The sequence below is a fragment of the Actinoplanes sandaracinus genome, assembly GCF_030009775.1.
Lineage (GTDB): Bacteria > Actinomycetota > Actinomycetes > Mycobacteriales > Micromonosporaceae > Actinoplanes > Actinoplanes sandaracinus.
In genome coordinates this window covers 1-20,299 of record NZ_JASCTH010000042.1, presented here as the reverse complement: position 1 = coordinate 20,299, position 20,299 = coordinate 1, and the positions used below count along the sequence as shown (strand labels likewise).

Sequence of the window (20,299 nt, the reverse complement as noted above, 5' to 3'; positions counted from 1 at the left end):
GGCCGAGAGCGACGCCCGATACCGCGACGACGTTCAGTGCGGTGACGCCTCGAACGGCTGAGGCGCCCTCAGGACGAGCACCGCGATGTCGTCATGGTCGGCCCTGTTCAACCAGTCGTCCGTGCGTTGATCGATCCGTTCCGCCACCAGAGCGGCGGGCATGCCGGCGTACTCGGCCAGGAGCGCGACGAGGCGGTTCTGGCCGAAGGCCTCTCCCCGGGGCCCGCCCTCGGCATCGATCACTCCGTCGGTGTACAGAACGCAGCTCTCCCCCGGGGCAAGCCAGATTACCGCCTCGGCGAACGTCGCGGGGCATTCGGCTCCGAGCATCATGCCGCCGATGTGCACTCGCTGTACCGTGCCGGTCCGCCGCACCACCAGCGGAGCTGGGTGACCGCCTGCCGCCAGGCGCAACAGAGCGCCTCCCCCGGGTATCGCCCGTACCACGCCGATGATCACTGTGGTGAACTGAGTCGCTTCTGCCGTGTCGGGATCGAAGGTCGCGTCATTCAACAGGTTCAGCATGTCCAGAGGCTGGCGAGTGACCCGGTGAAGGACTCGGAGGGACTGTCGCAGACGGTTGCCGGCCACCGCCGCGTCGATGCCCTTACCGCACACGTCGCCAAGGACACAGAGCGCGCTCCCTTCGGCAAGGGGCTCGACATGAACGATGTCACCGCCGATACGAAGCGCCTCGCGCGCCGGCCGGTACGACGCCGCGAGCTCGATGCCCGCGACGTACGGCAACGGAGTGGGCATCAGCGCGGCACGCAGTGTGTCGGCAACCTGAACCTGGTCGCGATAGAGCATCGCCGCGGTCACGGCACGGCTGACAGCTGCGGCGAACTCCACCGCGACCGACTGATGGGCATCAGCGAAAGTCTCCTGCCGAACGTCTCTCAGCAGCACCAACACACCCTGGCACTGGTATGCGCACGACAACGTCACGACCATTCCGTGGCCGTCGTGCTCGGTACCGTCAGGCAGGAACCGTCGTCCACTCGGCACGGGGTGCGCCTTGACACCGATCGCGTCGGCGAGGATGCGCCCGATCCAGCTCGGCAAGCAGGCCACAGCGCCGTAGCTCTCGTGATCCGGTGGGTGAGCCGCCGGCCGGTGGCCCGCCATCCACCACTGCGCCTGCTGCCGGTCGGCGGCGAGCACCAGTACCGCCACCCGGGCCAGTGAAGGCACGGCGAGCCGGACGGCGGCAGCGGCGTTGCGGTGCAGGTTGAGCGTTCCGCCCAGTGTCCGGTAGGCCGCCATGAGCAGGTCCGGCGGCGTGAGCTCTCGTGCCGCGGCGCCGCCGTTGTTCGTCATGTCGTCAAGGGCTCGGTCCATGGCGGGACCCGCCCTAGTCGATCGTGGACAGAACGAAGACCAGCCGCACCGTGGTGCCGTCGCGCCCGGTGTCGATGTCGACGCGCTCACATATCTGATCGGCCAGCCACAGGCCGGAGCTACCGATGCGGCCCGGGCGCGGTCGGGGGCGTTCACCCAGATAGTGGCGCGGGATGCCCGGGCCGTGGTCGACGACCTCCAGGCATAGACGGTCGCCCCGGCGGCTGGCAGTGATGCGGCCGGACCCCCCACCGTGAAGCACCGCGTTGGCCATGATCTCTGACGCGGCGAGCACCAGCTTGTACTGTTCCTGCTCGGATATTCCGCAGCTGGCGGCGTAACTGGACAGTCGTTGCCGGACGAGTCTTATTCCGGCACGGTCGAACGGTTCGGCGAGGATCTCGACCACGGCCTCGGCGCTGCTTCCCGTTCCTTCGGACGTATCCGCGGTCCGGTGACCGGCGTCCGAGCGGCCGGCATCGTTCAGCGGCGGCAATCCGAACAACATGGTCAGGCCTGCCAGGTCCAGGTGCCGACGCACCTCGGGGCGCGCCCCGTGCAGGCGGAACGCCTTGCCGGCACGAAGCACGCGGCGGCGTATCAGGAGCAGCAGTGCGACTCCGGACGAGTCCAGCGACGTGACCTCGCTCAGGTCGACGAACACCTGCGTGACGGGATCCGCTTTCCACGCCCGCTCGACCAGCGCCAGTACCTCGCCGTGCCGCACCAGGATCACCGGCCCGGTGAGTACGATCCTGACCGTGTCCGGCGCCGTGAGTTCGACGTGCACGGGATGCTCCATACGGATGCCTTCGCCTCGTCGGGCAGTCTGACACTCCATCGTCGCCCCGAACGGCGACACCTATCAAGGCACAATCTCTCGATCGGGTATTCAGCCGCCGGCATCCGAGTCCCATGGCCGCGGAATCTCATTGTCATCGAGTATGGAGCACGTCTGAGATCACTATTAATACGTGCAACAATCCCCTGCAACAATCCCCTCGCATGCCCGAGTGGAGAATTCACGTTGTCTTCACACTGAACCTCTTGTGGCCTGGAAAGAAGAGAACATCGAACCCTTCCCCTTGCGCGGTTCAAGGTGGCGGGCGATCGTGTCCGGCGCCGGTCGTCTACCGTCACCGCCATGGTGTTTCCCGTCGCGCGGTTCACCGGCTGCTTTCCCGAGCTGTTCGGCTTCGTGCTGCTCGACCCGGCCCGCCTCGACCACGCCCTCGGCGGCAACACCGAGGGCACGAATCTGCTGGACGTGTTCACCACGACCGAGCAGGGCGACCGCGTCGCCCACGACGGCATCGCCATACCTGTCATGGGCGTCGACGCCGGCGACTACACCGTGCTCGTTCGACATGCCTCGGACCGCTCGCCGTGGACCACCCCGCAGCTGTCATCCCCCGGATGGGTCCTGGGCACCGAAACCGGGTCCCTGCTGCTGTGTGGTGCCGGGCACCTCACCGCCTGGGCGCCTGACCACCCCGAACACCGCCACGTCGCCGTGCCGCCCGGCTGGTACGAGGTAGAGATCCGAGGCCATCTCCTCGCCCAGGGACCCGACGACGCCGCCTACGAATTCATCCTGACTTCCACGGTGACCCCGCCGGCCTTCCACGCCGACCTCGATCAACAGTTCGGCCTCGTCAACCACGAACACTAGACGAGTGATGACCGGGGTCACCTGCGTGGACGCGGGTGGTTCCGGGGTGAATAGTGGACGGCCAGCACGAACCGGTACCGGTCGTGGGCCGGCCCGTGGCGGGTGGCGACGGCGTGCAGGTGTGTGCGGACGGCGGGCAGGGTGGCGTGCTGGAACCAGCGGATCAGCGGCAGAGTGGGATCGGGTCGGGGGCCCCGTGGTGTGCCGGCGGCCAGTAGCAGGATGCTGTCGTCGCGGCGGGCGTCGCTGAACGCGCCGGTGAGGTCCAGGCCACGCTGTTGCAGGGTGAGTAGTTCGGTGGCCGCGGTGGCGAACGTCTCGACGTTGTCCTGGTGAGTGTCGTCCCACCTGCCCGAGGTGTGCCGGTAGACGGTGAGGGCACCGTGGTGGCGGGTTCCGCCGGCGTGCAATGGCAGCGCGTACACCGAGCGCACCCCGGCATCGAGGGCGGCCGGGGTGAACCGGGGCCAGCACCGCTGCCAGAACGCGTCTTCAGATCGGTGGCCGGCACCGGCCGGTGCCGGCGGGTGGCGTCACGGGCCGGGCCCTCGTCCCAGGTGTCCTGCAACGCCTCCAGCCCGGCGATGCCCGCATCGCTGGCGAACCGGACCGGCGGCAGCGAGCCGGGCAGGCCGGCCGTCCTCAGCCTCGGCCAGCGTGACCAGTTCGCCGCCGGCGACGCCGCACTGATCCCCCTTCACCGGACGCTCGAGGCGGTCTGGGACCACTTCACCGTGCGGACCATACGGATCCCGCTGCCCGCGGTGACGCGCATCGCCCGCCGGTTCGGCGTCGACCCGGCAAACCTGCGGTTCGACGGGCTCGCGGCGGTATCAGCTCAGATGAAACGGCACTGGCTGGGCACCCTGGCGTATCTGAGCCGGATGTGCGCCGGGCCCGACCCCGCCATCGGTCAGCCGCTGCTGCGAGCTGTCGCGGTGGACACCGTGGCGGCGGCGGTGCTGGCGGTGTTCCCGAACACCACGATGAGCATCGACTACACCCCCGGGCCCGGCCGCGTCCCGCCCGCCGCGGTACGCCGGGCGATGGCCTACATCGACGCGCACGCCGACCAGCCGATCACCGTCGACGACATCGCCGCCGCCGCCGGCATCAGCGTGCGCGGGCTGCAGGCCGCGTTCGCCCGGCACGGCGACACCACCCCGACCGGCTACCTACGCCGCGCCCGACTGCACGGCGCGCACCGCGACCTGCAAACCGGCGACCCTGCCCGCGGCGACACCGTCGCCGCGATCGCCCGCCGCTGGGGGTTCGCCGACCCCGGCCGGTTCGCCGTCGACTACCGCACCGCCTACGGCCAGCCTCCCAGCCGTACCCTGCGCATCGAATCGAGTCAGGACGGATGTTAGCTGCTCGTGCGTTCTGAGCGGATGTTCAGCAGCGACTGCAGACCGCCATGGTGCTCGGCAACGTCGATCATGGAGACCCTCACCTATTCACCCCGCAACCACCCACGTCCACACAGGTGACCCCGGTCATCACTCGTCTAGGAATCACTCGTCCACGTCGGTGTCCTGTGGGTTTCCTGCGTCCGTGGCAGGTCGTCACAGACGGACGGCGCGGCGGGCGGATAGTCGAAGATCATGGCGAGGTCGGTCAACCGCAGCAACCAGTCCACTGCGGGCGACGCGGCGCACACGACGATCCGGCACCCGCACGCCTTTGCCTGATCATGCAGTTGGAGCAGCAGCCGCAACCCCGCCGCGTCGCAGAATGACAGCCCTGCCGCGTTCAGTGCCAACACGGGCGTGCCCGGTATCAGATCCAGCAACTCCCGTCGCGCACGTTCGACGGTGGAGAAGTCGAGGTTGCCGGACAGTTCCACCTCACGCACGCCGTCTCGCGCCGCGGCGACGAGCAACCGGAGGTCGGTCTCGGAGTCAAAAGTTGCCACCATGTCTCCCTCGCATCGGCTGCGTCCATGGCTCCAACGGCGGGAGGCGCTGCGAGAAGCGCGTCACGACGACGATCGAGTTGGCCACCCCGCCGACAGTTACCTTCACCGTACGACCGCATGGCTAACCACACCGCAGGTCGGCGACGTTCCGATACTCGACGGCCGCGGTTCGATCAATGCCCCCGAGCGTCCGGCAAGTCACTGCGAGATGGATGCCGCTGCGTCCCCATGCCCACCGGAAGAGATCAAGCCGGGCGGCGGCCACCAGAGTCCTCCATAAACCAGGGGGCGTCTAATATTTCGATCCGAAGACAAGATTATGATCGACAGAATGCGTCTTCGCGATCCAATGAGGTCAACGCCCGCCGCCCGTATATGAAGAGTGAAGACAGCTCTTTACATAGGCAACTCCCCACCTCCACGAAAACGCATGATCGCCATCGAGTGAAGATGGCCATCAACGTGCGTAACAAACCGTCCACGGCAGTCGTCAGAAATATTTCACATTCTTTTTGGGGGAACCGCCTTCCGATCTTCGCCTCAACAGGTGCATGCTCAAGGCGTCAGATGAATCCCGGGCGGATTCCGGATCACGCTTTTGCGAGCGGCCCAATTATTCATGGGCCGGAAACAGATTCAGCGAGAGCACTCTGGCCGTCCGGAACATCCCGGCCAGGAGGAGACAAGGATGCGGAAATCATCAATGAGACTGATGACGCGTACGGGTAGTGCTTTCGTTCTCGCCGCTGGCGGACTCTTCGCGACAGCTCTGCCCAGCCAGGCCGCCGCACCGACCACCGCGGTCGCGCCGCCGGGCGCGGACTCCCGATGCGCGCCCGCGAACTGGTACGGAACCGATGCGGCGAACACGTATCAAGGCAGTGGCGGCGCCGAATACCTGGACGGGCTCGGGGGCGCCGACACCATCTACGGCGGCATGGGATCGGACTACATCTGCGGTGGCGACGGAAACGACACCACCTACGGGCAGGCCGGAGCCGACTTCGAATACGGCGGCGCCGGCAACGACCGGCAGAATGGCGGCCCCGGCGCCGACACCCAGTATGGCGACGCCGGCGCTGACACCCAATACGGCGAGGCAGGGGCAGACACCCAATACGGCGGCGCCGGCGACGACGCCCAATACGGCGGGCCCGGATCCGACACCCAATACGGCAACAACGGCGACGACACCCAATACGGCGACGCCGGAGGCGACCGCATGTATGGTGGCGCCGGTAGCGATCGCCTCTACGGCGGCGCCGGGGCCGACTCCATCGACGGGGGACCCGGCTACGACTACTGTTACGGCGGCGCGGGGAACGACACGTTCGTCAACTGCGAATACACCGAACAATAGGCAGCTGAATCAAAACGGCAGCGGCCCGGCGAGAAAACTTCGCCGGGCTGCTGCCCTGCCCTGTCGAAATAGGTCGACAGCGGGCCGGTCCGTTCGGCTCCACCGCTGGGACACCCTGCCGGGTGCGGTGGTCGCGGTGGACACCCCGTTGGCAGCGACTAGGACGGCCGTCCTAGGATCTCCCTTGCTAGGACGGCCGTCCTAGCAACGGCCGGTGTGCGACGGGACTCAGTGATGGCAGTGAGCGCGACGACTCGTGCGCAGATCGTCGAGGCGGCTGACCGCCTCTTCTACGAGCAGGGCTTCGAGCACACGTCGTTCACGGCGATCGCCGAGACGGTGGGGATCTCGCGGGGCAACTTCTACTACCACTTCCGCACCAAGGACGAAATCCTTGCGGCGGTGATCGACTTCCGCATCGAGACCACGAGGGACATGCTGCGGCAGTGGGCAGCCGAGACCGCCGACCCGGCACAGCGGATCCGTCGCTTCATCCGCATCGTGCTGACCAATGGCGCGGACATCCGCGAATTCGGGTGCCCGGTCGGCACCCTTACCGCGGAGCTGGCGAAGCTGCGTCACCCGTCGCGGCCGGAGGCCGTTGCCCTGTTCACGCTGTTCCGCGACTGGCTGGCCGGACAATTCACCGCCCTCGGCCATCACCCGGCCACCGCGGACGCGATGGCCCTGCACGTCCTGGCCTTCAGCCAGGGCGTCGCCACCCTGGCCAACGCCTTCGGCGACGACGATTTCGTACGCCGTGAGGTGGACCGCCTCGAGGCCTGGCTCGCCGGCGGGCTCACCCTGTAGAGAGGAATCGCATGTTCATCGTGTTACTCCGGTTCTCCGAGAACAAGGCAGCCGCCGCCGAGCACATGCCCGGCCACCAGCAATGGATCCGGCAGGGCCTCGACGACCAGGTGTTCCTGCTGGTCGGCGGCATCCGGCCCGGCCTCGGCGGCGCGGTGCTCGCGCACGAGACCACCCTGCCGGAGCTGCAGCGGCGGGTGGCCGAGGACCCGTTCGTCGTGCATCGCGTCGTCGACGCCGAGATCCTGGAGATCACGCCCGGCATGGCCGACCACCGGCTCGACTTCCTCGTCCCGGCCGGCTGATCCCGGTCTCAGCCGGTGACCGGGGCCCGGCACCCGGCGGATCCGGCCACGGGCGGCGAGCCGGTCGAGGCGCCGATGTTCCCGCTCGGCCGGCCGGGTACCGCTCGCGGCGGACGGTTCGTCGCGGGGCCCTCGGCGTCACCAGGGGATGCGGCCGTCGTCGTTGAAGAACGAGCCGGTCGGGCCGCCGTCGGGCAGCGTGGCGAGACGAACCGCGGCGGCCGCGGCCTGCTGAGGCGGCCGCCCCTGGAAACCCGTGAAGTCGGTCGCGACCAGGCCGGGGCAGACGGCGTTGATGAGGATGCCCGTGCCGGTGAACTGTCGCGCGTAGTGCACGGTGACGGCATTGAGGTACGACTTCGTCGGTGAGTAGGCCGCCATGACCGGACCGACTTCGATGGCCGGGTCCGCCTGCCAGGTCACCGATCCGACGCTGCTGGAGACGTTGACGATGCGCGGCGACGCCGAGCGCCGCAACCACGGCAGCATCGCGTTGGTCACCCGGATCACACCGTAGACATTGGTCTCCACGACCTCACGGACGACGGCGATGTCGAGGGTGGTCGGATCCTGCACCCATCCCGGTCCCGTCTCCCCCGAGATGCCGGCGTTGTTGACCAGGGCGTCCAGGCGCCCGCTCCGGCGTCCGATCAGCTCCGCGGCCTCGGTGACGCTCCGGTCACTGGTCACGTCCAGCGAAACCGCGAACGCGTCCACCCCCGCGGCGTGCAGAGCCTTGACTGCCGCCTCGCCACGGGCCTTGTCGCGGGCGCCCACCGCCACGCGGTAGCTCCTCGTGCCCAGCCCGGCCGCGATCTCGTACCCGAGTCCCTTGTTCGCGCCGGTCACCAGCGCGGTCTTCTTGTCGCTCATGACCTTGATGTTGGCCGCCGGCGATCGGGATCCCCACACCGATCAGGTGTGCTGTCATACCCGACCGGTATCACCGCCGTATCGTGGCGCGGTGGACACACTGGAGACGCGCGAACTCAGGTACTTCGTCACCGTCGCCGAGGAACTGCACTTCAGCCCGGCGGCTGAGCGCCTCGGCATCGCTCAGCCGCCTCTGTCCCGGGCGATTCAGCAGCTCGAGCGGCGACTCGGTGTCACCCTGTTCGACCGCAACCGTCGTGGCGTTACCCTCACCGGCGCGGGTCAGGTGCTGCTCCACGAGGCCCGCGCCATTCTCGACGCGGCAGCAGCGGCCGCCCGCCGCACCCGCCGCGCCGCGTCCTTTCCGAACAGCCTGACGCTGGCGACGAAGGCCGGCACGAATCACGAGCTGCTGCGGAAGCTTCTCGATGCCCACGCCGCCGAACCGGAGGCGGCCGAGATCGAGGTGCTGCTGTGCGGAATGGGAGACCAGGCGCGGATGTTGCGCGACGGCCGTGCGGACGTGGCGCTCATGCAGCGCCCCTTCGACGCCCTCGCCGGGTTCGACACCGAGGACACCGCACGGCCGCTCCCGAGCCGTCGCCGGGCTCATCCGCACGGCCGCCCGGCTATGACGAGGACCCGCCGGCCCCACTGCTCGGAGTCACCCGCAGACGGCGGGCGGGGACGTGCCGACGGCGGGTCAGATTCTCATCGCTTCAACCGTAAGAGTCGTGCGGTGTGGACAGATATCGTCCGGGACAGTGCCTTCCCCGCGAGAACTTTAGAGTGAGCGGCTATGTCCACCCTTGTGATCAGGCCGGCAGCACCGGCCGATGCCCCGGCAGTAGTCGCGCTGCGTGCCTCCGTCTATCCCTATCTGGTACGCGGGGAGCGCGCGGTTCGCGCCATGATCGAGTCTCCGCCGGCTGGAGAGGAGCGGGCGAGCTTTGTCGCCGTCACAGAGCCGGGAAGGGTCGTGGGCTGGGTCGTCGCGCACCGGGAACTGCGTGTGGCCGAGCCGGGGTTCGGCCGCATCTCGCTGCTGCACGTGCACGCCGCGCATCGCCGTCGCGGCATCGGGAATGAGCTCTTCGGCGCCGCCCGGGAACACTTGCGAGGTTTGGGCGTCAGCCGGGTGGCGACCATCGCGACAGCCGAGGCGGTGGGTTTCGCGCGCCGGCACGGATTCGCACCGACCCGCGAGATCCGCTACTCCGCGTTGGAGTTGTCGGCTCTCCCAGATCTGCCCGTGAGTCCCGCCCAAATCCGGCTTGTCCCCCTGAGCGAGGTAGATGAAGCAACGTTCTACGAGGCGGATATGGCCGCCGCGACGGACGAGCCCGGCGATGCCGCGCCTCAGCCGATGCCATATGAATCGTGGCGGCGCGACGTTTGGGAGAATCCCGATCTGGACTTCGACGCGAGCACGGTGGCCGTCATGGGGACGAAGATCGCGTCGTTCTCGCTGGTGCTGCGCGACGGCGACCGCGTGTGGTCGGAGATCACGGCCACGGTGCCCCAGTACCGAGGCCGAGGACTGGCGCTACTCGTCAAGACCGCCGCTTTGCACCGGGCCGCGGCTGTCGGGGCGAAGGTGGCTTACACCAGTAACGATGAGTCGAACCTGCCGATGCTGGCGGTCAATGTTCGGCTCGGGTATCGGCCGGTCGCCACACAATTCTCGTGCACTGCGACGCTTCCGACCACGATCTAGCTCGGCAGGGCGTTCCACAGCGTGACGGAGCCGGTATTGCTGCGGCTCGAAGGCGGGTGGCCGCCCATCTTTCGAACCTTTGGCCTTGCGATGTGCGTCCTGGTCGGTCTTGCTTCCTTCGCTGATCGGGGAATCGACGCTCACCGACCAGCCGGTGGCGGGATGTCGGGCCGGTGACAAGACGCCGCGGCAAACGTGTCACCGCAGTGCGACGACAGGCATCGATCCATGCTGATAGACCGAACGCCATGATGTTGACGAGCAGAAACACGCGCGGTCTCGTCGTTCTCACACTGCTGGCGGGCGCGCTGATGCCCACGCCGGCGGCCCGGGCCGCCGCGCGCACCGAAACCGTCGTCGCCGGCGGCAGTCCCATCACGAGCGTGGTGGAGACCGAGGTCGCCGTGCGGATACCGCTGCCCGCGTCGGCCGGGCCGCGCCCGTCAGGCTGCGACTGGCTGCGCTACCTGCGGTACCGGGACCGTGGCGGGCCGGTGCGATCGGAGCAGGCGGACCGGATCCTGATCGCCCAGCCGGGCATCCTGGAGGGCGCCGGCGCCTTCGACAGCGTCGCCCGCAACACCGTCGCCGATGCGGCCCGGCGCGGCAGCCACATCGAGTTCTGGGCGCTGGACCGGCGCTCCAACTGCCTGGAGGACCGCACCGGCATCCGGGCCGGGCTGGCGGCCGGCGACGTGCGGGTGGCGCTGGACTACTACTACCACGGCCGGGCCGTCGGTGACCGGCGGTTCGCCGGCTTCCTGGACGACAGCAGGGTCGGCTGGCTGGCCCGGGTGGGTCTGGAGCAGACCGTGCGCGACGAGTACGACCTACTCGTCGCGGAACTGCCCGATCAGGCGACCCGCGAGCGCAAGGTGCACTGTGGCGGGCACTCGCTGGGCGGGGTGATCACCGGCTACTTCGCCGTCTGGGACTTCGACGGCGACCGGCGCACGACGGCCGACGCCGGATACCGCCAATGCGCCGGATACTTCGCGCTCGACACCACCATCTCGACGTCGCTGGCCGACCTGAGCGGGGCGACGCCGGACGGGATGCTGCCGGACGTCGGCCTCGGGTACGCGCTCGTGAAGGCCGGGCTGGAGAGCGGCGTGCTGCCTCGTACCGTCTCCGCGTCCGCGCTCATCAACGCGGAGACCATGAACCTGCTCGCCATCGCCGGGCTCGCGGCCCGGACCGATCCGGACGGCGAGACACTGCAGCCGGCGCTGCCGTCGAACCCCACCATCGACACCACCCAGCGCATCCTGTTCTCCAAGGACTTCCAGACCTTCCTTACCGGTACGCCGTCGGCACGCGACTTCCGGATGACCAACGCGGCGGTGCTGGGCAGCCTGCTCGACGACAATTCGCAGCCGCTGTCGTTCATGGCGGCCAGCGCCGGCTTCTTCGACGGCGGCCGGATCGCCGACAAGGACTTCCCGGTGCCGGCCGACCTGACCCGGGATCCGGCCCTGGGCCCGGTCGCCGGCCTCCTCGGCGACCGGCCGCTGGGAATTCCCGACGAGCCGGACGGGCCGCTGTACACCTGGCGGAATTACGACCGGATCGGCGCGCCGGACGACCCGGCCTACCGGACCTCGGACGGCGAGCTGTTCAGCACGCCCGCCGAAGAGGTGACCGACCTGGCGGAACTGGCCCGCAGCTTCGCCGAGCACCCGCTGGATTTCACCGAGCAGTACTTCCCCACCAGGCTGGTCACTGACATCCAGCTGCACACCGCGCCGGAGATCACCCGTTTCGTGGCGCATCCGCGGGGGCTCACCGCCAACCCCGTCATCACGCTGCTGGCCGGCAACGGTCTGCTCGCCGGCCGGACGCTGCCGCCCGAGCACAACGTGCTGGTCGCGCCGGGATACGAGCACCTGGACGTGCTCACCGCGGCGCCGGTGCAGCACGGCGGCCGGCCGGAGATCGTCTCCACCGCCCTCGCCCGCTTCGCGGTGGCGTCATGACGGCGACGCCGGCCGGCCGCCGGGTGCTCGTCACCGGCGCGGCCCGGGGCATCGGCGCGGCGACCGCGCGCCGGCTGCACCAGCGCGGTTACCGGCTCGCGCTGGCCGGGCTGGAGCCCGAACGGCTCGGCCAGGTCGCCGCGGACTGCGGCGGGGCTCCCTGGTACGAGTGCGACGTCGGCGACCGCGAGCAGGTGGACGCGGCCGTGGCGACGGCCGCCGACATGCTGGGCGGTCTCGATGTGGTGATCGCCAACGCCGGGGTGGCCGCGCAACTGCCGCTCGCCGGCGGCGACCCGTCGATCTTCGAGCGCACCGTGCGGGTCAACCTGCTCGGCACCTACTACACGTTGCGCGCGGCGGCGCCGCACATCGCCCACCCCGGCGGTTACGCCCTCGCGGTGGCTTCGCTGGCCGCGGCGCTGCACCCGCCCCTGCTCGGCGCCTACAGCGCCTCGAAGGCCGCCGTCGAGGCACTGGCCGACACGCTGCGCATCGAACTGCACGCGACCGGCGCGCGGGTCGGCGTCGCGTACTTCGCCAAGATCGACACCGACATGACGGCACGGGGCTTCGGCACCGCGGCGGCGCGCCGGCTGCCGGACCTGCCCGGCACCCGCGTGGCGCCGATCGACGCCGCGGTCGGCGCGATCGAGCGGGGCGTCGCGCGCCGGTCCCGCCGGGTGATCGCGCCCGGCTGGGTCGCCGCGGTGCTGCCGGTGCGGGCCCTCGCGCAGCGGATCGTCGACGTCGGCGCGCGGCGCGGGCTGCCGCGAACGCTGGCGATCGCCCGGTCCGAGCATGCCCCGCTGACCACCACACAGCCGCGATGATCCCGTTCCCCGGGCCCGTCCGCCGCCCGGCACACCCCCGCGTGCCGCCCGGGACGCGCGCCGAACTGGGCGCGATCAACGCCGCGCTGTGCCGCGCCGTCGCGCGGCGCTTCGGCGGCCCGGTGCCGAACATCCTCACCACCCTGGGCCGGCACCGACGGCTGTTCCGGTCCTGGCTGCGGTTCGCGGCGCGGCTGATGCCCTACGGCACGCTGGACCGGGCCGACGCGGAACTGGTGATCCTGCGGGTCGCGGTCGGCTGCGGCAGCGACTACGAGTGGCACCAGCACGTGCGGCTGGCACGGCGGGCCGGCCTCACGGCCGAGCAGATCGCCCGGGTCGGCGCCGGCCCGGACGCGCCCGGCTGGAGCGAGCACCAACGGGCCCTGTTGTACGCCGCGGACCAGCTCATCGCGCACCGGACCCTCGACGACGCGGTCTTCCAACGACTGCGCGAGACGTACGACGAGCGCCGGCTCATCGAGTTGTGCCTGCTCGCCGGCCAGTACGCGATGCTGGCCGGCACGCTCAACGCGCTCGGCGTACGGCCGGAGCTCCCGGACGGGTGACCCGCGCGGCGGCGGGGTGTGGCGCCGGCTCGTCGCGTTTCGCGTGCCGGACCCGCTCCGCCCGTCCGGCCTGCTCGGCCAGCAGCGCGATCTCCAGCTCGAACCGCGCGTCGCCGTCGTGGATCCGCTCGCCGAACAGCCGGTCGAGCTGGCGCAGCCGGCGCCGGACGGTCTGCGGGTGCAGGTGCAGGTGTGCCGCCACCGCGTTGGCGTTCATGTTGTGCTGCAGCCAGGAGAGCAACGTGTCGACGAGCGGTTCCCGCTGGCTCGCCCGCATGGCCGCCAGCGGGCTGAGCCGCCGCTCGACCAGCGCCGCGAGCAGCGCCTCGTCCTGGAAGACGGCCAGGATGCCCAGGTGCTCCTGGCACCAGATCACGCCGTCGCCGCCGATGACGCCCCGGCCGTGCAGATCGAGGGCGCGCCGGGCCCAGCGCAGCGAGTGGCCCGCCGCCTCCGGCGGCACCGCCGGGCCGACCGCGACCCGGTACCGGGCCAGAGTGTTGACCATCAGACGGAGCTGCGCCGGGCTCTCCGGGTCCGGCACGATCAGCACCGGTTCGGCGTGCCGCGGGTCGGCGAGCACATCCGGCGGCAGGACCGGCGGAAGGGTCTGCACCTCGCCCGGGGCGATCGCCACGGCCGCGAGCCGCCGGGGCATCGGCCATCGGGCGGCCAGCGCGGCCGCCGCAACCGCCTCGTCGCCGGCCGGCGGATCGGCGACCAGCAGGTGGAGCAGCCGGCGGCGGCGCCGGTCCAGATCGCCGACCTCGGCGGCGCGGGCCTCCGCGTAACCCTCCGCGGCCGCCTCCGCCAGGTCGTCGACGTGCGACCAGATCGCGTCGGCGAGCGAGCCGACCATGCCCGGGGTCAGCGACTCGGACTCGGCGAACTCGACGACGTGCCGCAGGCCCATCCGGGCGCCGATCCGGATGGCCGCCTGCAAGGCGTCCAGGCTGCGGCCCTCGCGCATCTCACCGGCGCCGATCGCCCGGTACACGTCCCGCCAGGTGGTGTCGTCGCGCCGCTCCAGGATGCCCAGGAAACCGTGCAACGCCTGCTCGACGCCGGCGTGCAGGGTCCGGTGGTAGGCCTCGTCGGCGGGTCTCGCGTACTCCGGGATGCCCGACTCCACCGCGCGCACCGTGTCGGCGACGACCATGTCGATGTCGGCTCGCAGGTTCGCGGCGCATCGCCGCAGCATGTGGCCGACCGGAACGCTCGTACCGAGTGGTGCCATGCCCATGGTTGCTCCTTCCGATACGCCATCGCGATGGCGGGAGCCGGGTGCCGGATCATATCCACGCCGATCGTCGAAATGGCACTACGGAAATGGATCCGCCCGCGGGGTGTCACGCCGCTGACAACATCGCCGGAAAACTGGATCAGTTGGGCTCGATCCGGGTCCCGGATCCCGCCGTTACGTTCGATCCCCAGTCCGCCGGCACGCCGCCGGCGCCACCCCTGGGGAGAATCCATGACGCTGGCCGTGGTGCGCAACGACGAGCCGCTGGCTGACCGGCTCGCCACCTGGGCCCGCACCCGGCCGGACACCCTCGCGTACACCTATGTCGACCATCTCGCCGATCCCCGGGGCGTCCCGCACGGATGCACCTGGAGTGAGCTGCACCGGCAGGCGACCGGGCTGGCCGAGCGGCTGCGCCGGGTCGCCGGCCCCGGCGAGCGGGTCGCCGTCCTGGCGCCCTCCGGCCTGGAGTACGTCGTCGCGATGGCGGCGGCGTGGTACGCGGGCATGATCGCGGTGCCGCTGTTCGCGCCCAGCCTGCCGGGGCACGCCGACCGGCTGGCCGCCACCTACGAGGACTGCGCCCCGGCCTGCGTCGTGACCGACCCGGCGAGCAGCGCCGGCGTCCACGAGTTCGTCGCCGCCCGGCGACGCCGGGCCACCATCGTGGTGGCCGACGGCTCCCCGGGGACCGGCCCGCCGCCCGGACCGGTCCGCCGGGACGACGTCGCCTACCTGCAGTACTCGTCCGGCTCGACCCGCACACCGGCCGGAGTGGAGATCACGCACGGCAATCTGACCGCCAACGTGCACCAGATCCAGCGGGCGCTGATCGGTGACCGGTCGCCGGTCACCGGCGTGAACTGGCTTCCCCTGTTCCACGACATGGGCCTGCTGGCCACCGTCGCCATCCCGATGTGGGCGGGCACCCGGGCGGTGTTCTTCGACCCGGCGGCGTTTCTGATGCAACCGGTCCGCTGGCTGCGGCTGCTCTCCGGACAACCGGCCGCGTACACGGCGGCGCCGAACTTCGCGTACGACTACTGTCTGCGCCGGCTGGGCCACGACGACCTGGCCGGACTGGACCTGCGCGGGGTGTTCCGCTGGCTCAACGGCGCCGAGCCGGTCCGGGCGGCCACCCTCGAACGCTTCGCGCGGCGGCTCACGGCGGCGGGCACCGGCCTGGACGAGAACGCTGTCGCCCCCGCGTACGGGCTGGCCGAGGCGACCGTCTTCGTCGCCGCCGACGGCCTCGACCGGCGGCCCCGGACCACGGCGTTCGACCGGGCCCGGCTCGGCGCCGGCCAGGCCGTGCCCGCGGAAGCCGGAGCGGACCACGCCACGCTCGTCTCGTGTGGCCACCCTGTCGGCCAGCGCGTCGCGATCGTCGCCCTCGGCCGGGCGGTGGCCGTGCCGGACGGTCAGGTGGGAGAGATCTGGGTGCACGGGCCCAATGTGGCCCGCCGGTACTGGCGCCGGCCCGAACACAGCGAGCAGACCTTCGGGGCGACGCTCGCCGGGCCGGTGCCGGACGGGCTGCCGCAGGGTCCTTGGCTGCGCACCGGCGACCTGGGAGTCCGGCACGACGGCGAGTTGTACGTCACCGGCCGCCTCAAGGACCTGATGATCGTCGCCGGGCGCAACCACTACCCGCAGGACGTCGAGGAGACCACGGCCGGAGCCTGCGGGGTGCTGGGCCGGGTGGCCGCGTTCACGGTGCCGGTCGAGGAGCACGAAGGCGTGGTCGTGGTGGCCGAGCGGTCCCGGTCGGCGGGCGCCGCGGACTGGCGCCCGGACGAGATCACCCGCACCGTGCGGAGGGCCGTGTGGCGGCGCCACGACCTGGCCCTGCACGACGTCGTGCTGGTCGAGCCGGGCAGCATACCCAGGACCACCAGTGGAAAGGTCTCGCGAACGGCCTGCCGGGACCAGTACCTGGCGCTCGGCCCGGCGGCGGAAGGCCGTGGGGGTGCCGGCGATGCGTGACGAACTCTCCCCCGACCTGCCGGTCGGTGCCGCGGTGTCGGCCTGGGTGGCCCGCCGCTGCGGGCTCGCGCCCGAGGAGATCGACCGGGACTGCCCGCTGGTGGAGTTCGGCATCTCGTCGGTCGAGGCCGTCGAACTGGCCGGGCTGCTGGAGTCGCGGCTGGGAAGGCCGCTGCCCGCCACCCTGCTCTGGGAGCACCCGACCGTCAACGCGATCGAGCGGGCGATGACCGGCGAGCCGGCGCCGGCGGATCAGCGTGTCCCGCCCACCACGCCGGAACCGGTCGCCGTGATCGGCATGGGGTGCCGGTTTCCGGGCGGCGCCGACGATCCGGACCGGTTGTGGCGGCTGCTGATGGACGGCCGGGACGCCGTGCGCACGGTCCCGCCGGAGCGCTGGCAGCGGCGTCTGGCCACCGGCCCGGTGCAGGGGGCGGGCGGCTTTCTCGGCGACGTGGCCCGCTTCGACACCGCGTTCTTCGGCATCGCGCCCGGCGAGGCCCGGCTGATGGACCCGCAGCAGCGGTTGCTGCTGGAGGTGGCATGGGACGCCCTGGCGCACGCGGCGCTCGACCCGGCCGCGCTGCGCGGCAGCCGCACCGGCGTCTACGTGGGCATCTGTGCCAGCGAGTACGCCCACCTGACCACGGCGGAACTGGACCGGGTGGAGGGCTGGACCGCGACCGGCGCGGCGCTCAGCATCGCGGCGAACCGGCTGTCGTATCTGCTGGACGCGCGGGGGCCGAGCATGGCCGTGGACACCGCCTGCTCGTCGTCGCTGGTGGCGATCCACCTCGCGGCCCGCGACCTGCGCAGCGGCGAGACGGACCTGGCCCTGGCGGCGGGTGTCAGCCTGATGCTGGACCCGGCCCTGACGGTGGCGTTCGGGCGGGCCGGCGGGCTGGCCGCCGGTGGCCGGTGCCGGCCGTTCTCCGCCGATGCGGACGGCATCGTCCGCGGCGAGGGCTGCGGCGTGGTGGTGCTCAAGCGGCTGTCCGACGCCGTCCGGGACTCCGATCGCGTGCTGGCGGTGCTGCGCGGCGGCGCGGTGAACTCCGACGGGCGCTCCAACGGGCTGGTGGCGCCGAACCCGAAGGCTCAGGAGGCGTTGCTGCGCCAGGCGTACGCGGATGCCGGCTGGCCGCCGTCGACGGTGGACTACGTGGAGGCGCACGGCACCGGCACCCCGCTGGGGGATCCGATCGAGGCCGGAGCGCTGGGCGCGGTCTGCGGCGCCGGCCGGCCCGCGGGCGACCCGCTGCTGATCGGCTCGGTCAAGTCCCGGATCGGGCACCTGGAGGCGGCGGCGGGCGTCGCCGGATTCATCACGGCGGTGCTCGCCCTGCGCCACGGGATGGTTCCGCGGACGTTGCACGCCGAACGCGTCAATCCACGGATCCCGCTGGACGCCTGGGGGCTGCGGGTGCCGGTGGCGGCGCAACCACTGCCGGCACGTGACCGGCCGGCCCGGGCGGGGGTGTCCGCCTTCGGCTTCGGCGGCACCAACGCGCACGCCGTCCTGGAGGCGTACCCGGATCATTCGGTGGCTTTCCCGGACTCGCCGGCGACCGAGCGGGATGAGGCGGCCGTCTGTGTCATCTCCGATCGTGACCTGGACCGGGTCCGTGACCAGGCTGGCGCACTGGCGGCCTGGTTGGCCGACCGGGGCGATCAGGCCGACCGGGCCGACCGGGCCGACGGCGAAGAGCCCGGTGCGGGCGACCGTGACGCGGGTCTGGCCCGGGACGTCGCCGGGACGCTGGCGCGCCGGGGCGACCGCGGACCGGTGCGGGCCGCCGTGCTGGCCCGCGACCCGGCCACGCTGGTGGCGGGGCTGTCCGCGGTGGCCGCCGGGCGTGCGCACCCCCTGTCGGCCACCGGCAGCGGTTCCCGCGCGGCCGAGGGCGGGGTGTGGGTCTTCTCCGGCTACGGCGCCCACTGGCCGGGCATGGGCCGGGCGCTGCTGGAACGAGAGCCCGCCTTCGCGGCGGCGGTCGACGACCTGACGCCCGCCTTCCGGGCCGAGCTGGGCCTGAGCCTGCGTGACGCCCTGAGCGGCGACGCCCGGCTGTCCGTGGCGCAGGCCCAGCCCGTCACGTTCGGGTTGCAGGTGGCGCTCGCCGCGCTCTGGCGCCGGCACGGCCTGCGCCCGGCCGCCGTGATCGGGCACTCGATGGGTGAGGTGGCCGCGGCGGTCGTCGCGGACGCGCTGTCCCCGGAGGACGGGGTGCGGCTGATCGTCCGCCGGGCGCGGCTGCTCGCCACGGTCGGCCCGGGCGCGATGGCCGTCATGGAACTGTCCGAGGAGGAACTGGCCGACCTGGCCGGCGACCTGCCGCAGGTGTCGGTGGCCGTGCTGGCGGCACCCCGTCAACTGGTCGTCACCGGCCCACCGGAGGCGGTGGACGTCCTGGCCGCACGGGCGGCGGCGCGGGGCCACGCCGTGCGCACGGTGACCACGGAGGGAGCCGGGCACTCCCCGGCGGTGGACCCGCTGCTGCCGGAGTTGCGCGAGGCACTGCGCGGCCTGCGGCCCCGCGAACCCCGCCTGCCGTTCTTCTCCACGGTGCTGCCCCAACCACCCGTGCTGCCGGGGACACCCGTTCCGCCCAGCACACCGGACCTGGACGCTGAATACTGGCTGGCGAACCTGCGGCAACCGGTGCGGCTGGCCGACGCGGTGCGGGGCGCGGCGCACGCGGGCTTCGGCTTCTTCCTGGAGATCTCGCCGCACCCGGTGCTGGTCCGCCCGATCGGCCAGACACTGGCCGCGGCCGGCGTGCCCGACCCGCTGGTGACCGGAACGCTGCGCCGTGACGACCCGGACGCGTTCGGCCGGGCCCTGGCGACAGTCTGTGCGCACGGGCATCGGCCGCCTGCCGGACCCTCCAGAATCCTGGATCTGCCGGCGCCGCCGTGGCGAGGCGACCGGCATTGGATCGACCCGGTGCCGGATCGGGCCGGTCCGCCCGACGCCGCGCGGCCGGCGCTCCTGGACGGACTGCTCGGCCTGGCGTGGCGGCGGCAACCGGCGCCCGCGTCCGACGACCCCGCGTCCGACGACCCCACGGCCGACCACCGCGCGGCCAGAGCGGTCACGCTGCTCGGCCGGGACGACGATCCGCTGGTCCGGGCGGTCCTGACGGACCCGGCGGCACCGCCGGACACCCGGCGAGCGGACCTGGACGAGCCGGATGTCCGGCCCCCGGCTGCAGACCGGGACGAGCCGGGCATGCAGCCTGCGGGAGCGGATGAGGCCGGGGCGGGAGATCAGCCGGCCGGGGCCGATGGGTATTTGGCGGGCCGGGATCTCGTGCTCATCGCGCCGCCCGCCGGCGCGTTGCCCGACCCGGTGGCCGCGCTGCGCCTCGCCGGTTCGGCCGTCCACGCGGCCGCCGCCGGCGCCCGGCGGCTGTTGCTGGTCACCCGGGGCGGTGCGACGCCCGGGTCGGCCGAGCCCGGACAGCCCGACCTCGCGTGGCTCCGTGGGCTGGTGCGCACCCTCGCGTTCGAGCAGCCGCTGACCCGCGCCACCTGGCTGGACCTCGATCCCGCCGAGAACCCGGGCGCCCAGGCCGCCCGGCTGTGGTCCGAGCTCGCCGCCGGCGACGGCGACGGCGACGGCGACGACGAGGTCGCGTGGCGGGACGGGCAGCGGTGGGCCGCCCGCCTGGTCCGGCTGCCCGTCCCGGGCCG

Annotated in this window: 18 protein-coding genes and 1 pseudogene; 12 read left to right on the top strand and 7 right to left on the bottom strand. The window is 71.7% G+C overall.

Going from position 1 to position 20,299, the window contains the following annotated elements:
- Positions 1–33: 33 nt before the first annotated feature.
- A complete protein-coding gene (locus QLQ12_RS42175; RefSeq protein WP_282766681.1) occupies positions 34–1,320 on the bottom strand; it encodes a PP2C family protein-serine/threonine phosphatase in 1,287 nt (428 codons plus the stop codon).
- Between the two features lie 34 nt (positions 1,321–1,354).
- Positions 1,355–2,131, bottom strand: a complete 777-nt coding sequence (locus QLQ12_RS42170) for an ATP-binding protein (protein ID WP_282766680.1) — start codon at positions 2,129–2,131, stop codon at positions 1,355–1,357.
- Between the two features lie 354 nt (positions 2,132–2,485).
- Between QLQ12_RS42170 and QLQ12_RS42165 the strand changes: the two genes are divergently transcribed.
- On the top strand, positions 2,486–3,013 hold the full coding sequence (locus tag QLQ12_RS42165; protein WP_282766679.1) for a hypothetical protein: 528 nt from the start codon (positions 2,486–2,488) through the stop codon (positions 3,011–3,013).
- Between the two features lie 17 nt (positions 3,014–3,030).
- Here QLQ12_RS42165 and QLQ12_RS42160 read toward each other — a convergent pair whose 3' ends face one another.
- On the bottom strand, positions 3,031–3,438 hold the full coding sequence (locus QLQ12_RS42160; RefSeq protein ID WP_282766678.1) for a hypothetical protein: 408 nt from the start codon (positions 3,436–3,438) through the stop codon (positions 3,031–3,033).
- Positions 3,439–3,597: 159 nt separating this feature from the next.
- Between QLQ12_RS42160 and QLQ12_RS42155 the strand changes: the two genes are divergently transcribed.
- Positions 3,598–4,383: a helix-turn-helix transcriptional regulator gene (locus QLQ12_RS42155; protein WP_282766677.1), complete on the top strand. Its 786-nt coding sequence runs from the start codon at positions 3,598–3,600 to the stop codon at positions 4,381–4,383.
- Positions 4,384–4,520: 137 nt separating this feature from the next.
- Here the strand turns inward: QLQ12_RS42155 and QLQ12_RS42150 are convergent, their stop codons facing one another.
- Positions 4,521–4,895, bottom strand: a complete 375-nt coding sequence (locus tag QLQ12_RS42150; protein WP_282766676.1) for an STAS domain-containing protein — start codon at positions 4,893–4,895, stop codon at positions 4,521–4,523.
- 739 nt (positions 4,896–5,634) lie between these two features.
- Here QLQ12_RS42150 and QLQ12_RS42145 point away from each other — a divergent pair.
- The 3 genes from QLQ12_RS42145 (at position 5,635) to QLQ12_RS42135 (ending at position 7,406) form a co-directional block, all read left to right on the top strand.
- Positions 5,635–6,291 (top strand): calcium-binding protein, encoded by a 657-nt coding sequence (locus QLQ12_RS42145; RefSeq protein WP_282766675.1) that lies wholly within the window; start codon positions 5,635–5,637, stop codon positions 6,289–6,291.
- Between the two features lie 240 nt (positions 6,292–6,531).
- Positions 6,532–7,101, top strand: coding sequence for a TetR/AcrR family transcriptional regulator (locus QLQ12_RS42140; protein WP_282766674.1), 570 nt, complete (start codon positions 6,532–6,534; stop codon positions 7,099–7,101).
- 11 nt (positions 7,102–7,112) lie between these two features.
- Positions 7,113–7,406: a YciI family protein gene (locus tag QLQ12_RS42135; RefSeq protein WP_282766673.1), complete on the top strand. Its 294-nt coding sequence runs from the start codon at positions 7,113–7,115 to the stop codon at positions 7,404–7,406.
- A 138-nt stretch (positions 7,407–7,544) separates the two neighbouring features.
- On the opposite strand, the gene QLQ12_RS42130 is transcribed toward QLQ12_RS42135, so the two are convergent.
- On the bottom strand, positions 7,545–8,279 hold the full coding sequence (locus QLQ12_RS42130) for an SDR family NAD(P)-dependent oxidoreductase (RefSeq protein ID WP_282766672.1): 735 nt from the start codon (positions 8,277–8,279) through the stop codon (positions 7,545–7,547).
- A 91-nt stretch (positions 8,280–8,370) separates the two neighbouring features.
- Between QLQ12_RS42130 and QLQ12_RS42125 the strand changes: the two genes are divergently transcribed.
- Positions 8,371–9,072, top strand: a complete 702-nt coding sequence (locus tag QLQ12_RS42125; protein ID WP_407651701.1) for a LysR family transcriptional regulator — start codon at positions 8,371–8,373, stop codon at positions 9,070–9,072.
- 6 nt (positions 9,073–9,078) lie between these two features.
- Entirely contained in the window at positions 9,079–9,996 is a 918-nt protein-coding gene (locus QLQ12_RS42120) for a GNAT family N-acetyltransferase (RefSeq protein ID WP_282766671.1), read from the top strand.
- Here QLQ12_RS42120 and QLQ12_RS42115 read toward each other — a convergent pair.
- Positions 9,982–10,110: pseudogene (locus tag QLQ12_RS42115) on the bottom strand (IS5 family transposase); the annotation flags it as partial. The gene QLQ12_RS42120 and the pseudogene QLQ12_RS42115 overlap by 15 nt on opposite strands.
- A 134-nt stretch (positions 10,111–10,244) precedes the next feature.
- Between QLQ12_RS42115 and QLQ12_RS42110 the strand changes: the two are divergent.
- From QLQ12_RS42110 to QLQ12_RS42100, 3 genes are read left to right on the top strand one after another with little or no spacing between them, the layout of a single operon-like run.
- Positions 10,245–11,972, top strand: coding sequence for a hypothetical protein (locus tag QLQ12_RS42110; RefSeq protein ID WP_282766670.1), 1,728 nt, complete (start codon positions 10,245–10,247; stop codon positions 11,970–11,972).
- Positions 11,969–12,805, top strand: coding sequence for an SDR family NAD(P)-dependent oxidoreductase (locus QLQ12_RS42105; protein ID WP_282766669.1), 837 nt, complete (start codon positions 11,969–11,971; stop codon positions 12,803–12,805). Before QLQ12_RS42110 ends, QLQ12_RS42105 begins: the two co-directional genes overlap by 4 nt.
- Positions 12,802–13,374 carry a carboxymuconolactone decarboxylase family protein gene (locus tag QLQ12_RS42100; RefSeq protein WP_282766668.1) on the top strand — a complete coding sequence of 191 codons (573 nt, stop codon included), beginning with the start codon at positions 12,802–12,804 and terminating at the stop codon, positions 13,372–13,374. The genes QLQ12_RS42105 and QLQ12_RS42100 overlap by 4 nt, the downstream gene beginning before the upstream one ends.
- Here the strand turns inward: QLQ12_RS42100 and QLQ12_RS42095 are convergent.
- Positions 13,334–14,617 (bottom strand): PucR family transcriptional regulator, encoded by a 1,284-nt coding sequence (locus QLQ12_RS42095; RefSeq protein WP_282766667.1) that lies wholly within the window; start codon positions 14,615–14,617, stop codon positions 13,334–13,336. The two genes, QLQ12_RS42100 and QLQ12_RS42095, sit on opposite strands and share 41 nt — an antisense overlap.
- Positions 14,618–14,848: 231 nt before the next feature.
- Here QLQ12_RS42095 and QLQ12_RS42090 point away from each other — a divergent pair, with 231 nt between their 5' ends.
- Together QLQ12_RS42090 and QLQ12_RS42085 are read left to right on the top strand one after the other, a co-directional pair.
- The gene (locus QLQ12_RS42090; RefSeq protein ID WP_282766666.1) at positions 14,849–16,603 is read left to right on the top strand and encodes a fatty acyl-AMP ligase; all 1,755 of its coding nucleotides are present in this window, start codon (positions 14,849–14,851) and stop codon (positions 16,601–16,603) included.
- On the top strand, positions 16,596–20,299 hold a 3,704-nt coding region (locus tag QLQ12_RS42085; RefSeq protein WP_282766665.1), incomplete at its 3' end, for a type I polyketide synthase. The genes QLQ12_RS42090 and QLQ12_RS42085, both read left to right, overlap by 8 nt.

Coding starts and splice junctions, on each gene's coding strand:
- QLQ12_RS42175 (WP_282766681.1), bottom strand. CDS start 1,320: ATGACGAACAACGGCGGCGCCGCGGCACGAGAGCTCACGCCGCCGGAC.
- QLQ12_RS42165 (WP_282766679.1), top strand. CDS start 2,486: ATGGTGTTTCCCGTCGCGCGGTTCACCGGCTGCTTTCCCGAGCTGTTC.
- QLQ12_RS42155 (WP_282766677.1), top strand. CDS start 3,598: ATGCCCGCATCGCTGGCGAACCGGACCGGCGGCAGCGAGCCGGGCAGG.
- QLQ12_RS42145 (WP_282766675.1), top strand. CDS start 5,635: ATGAGACTGATGACGCGTACGGGTAGTGCTTTCGTTCTCGCCGCTGGC.
- QLQ12_RS42135 (WP_282766673.1), top strand. CDS start 7,113: ATGTTCATCGTGTTACTCCGGTTCTCCGAGAACAAGGCAGCCGCCGCC.
- QLQ12_RS42130 (WP_282766672.1), bottom strand. CDS start 8,279: ATGAGCGACAAGAAGACCGCGCTGGTGACCGGCGCGAACAAGGGACTC.
- QLQ12_RS42120 (WP_282766671.1), top strand. CDS start 9,079: ATGTCCACCCTTGTGATCAGGCCGGCAGCACCGGCCGATGCCCCGGCA.
- QLQ12_RS42110 (WP_282766670.1), top strand. CDS start 10,245: ATGATGTTGACGAGCAGAAACACGCGCGGTCTCGTCGTTCTCACACTG.
- QLQ12_RS42105 (WP_282766669.1), top strand. CDS start 11,969: ATGACGGCGACGCCGGCCGGCCGCCGGGTGCTCGTCACCGGCGCGGCC.
- QLQ12_RS42100 (WP_282766668.1), top strand. CDS start 12,802: ATGATCCCGTTCCCCGGGCCCGTCCGCCGCCCGGCACACCCCCGCGTG.
- QLQ12_RS42095 (WP_282766667.1), bottom strand. CDS start 14,617: ATGGGCATGGCACCACTCGGTACGAGCGTTCCGGTCGGCCACATGCTG.
- QLQ12_RS42090 (WP_282766666.1), top strand. CDS start 14,849: ATGACGCTGGCCGTGGTGCGCAACGACGAGCCGCTGGCTGACCGGCTC.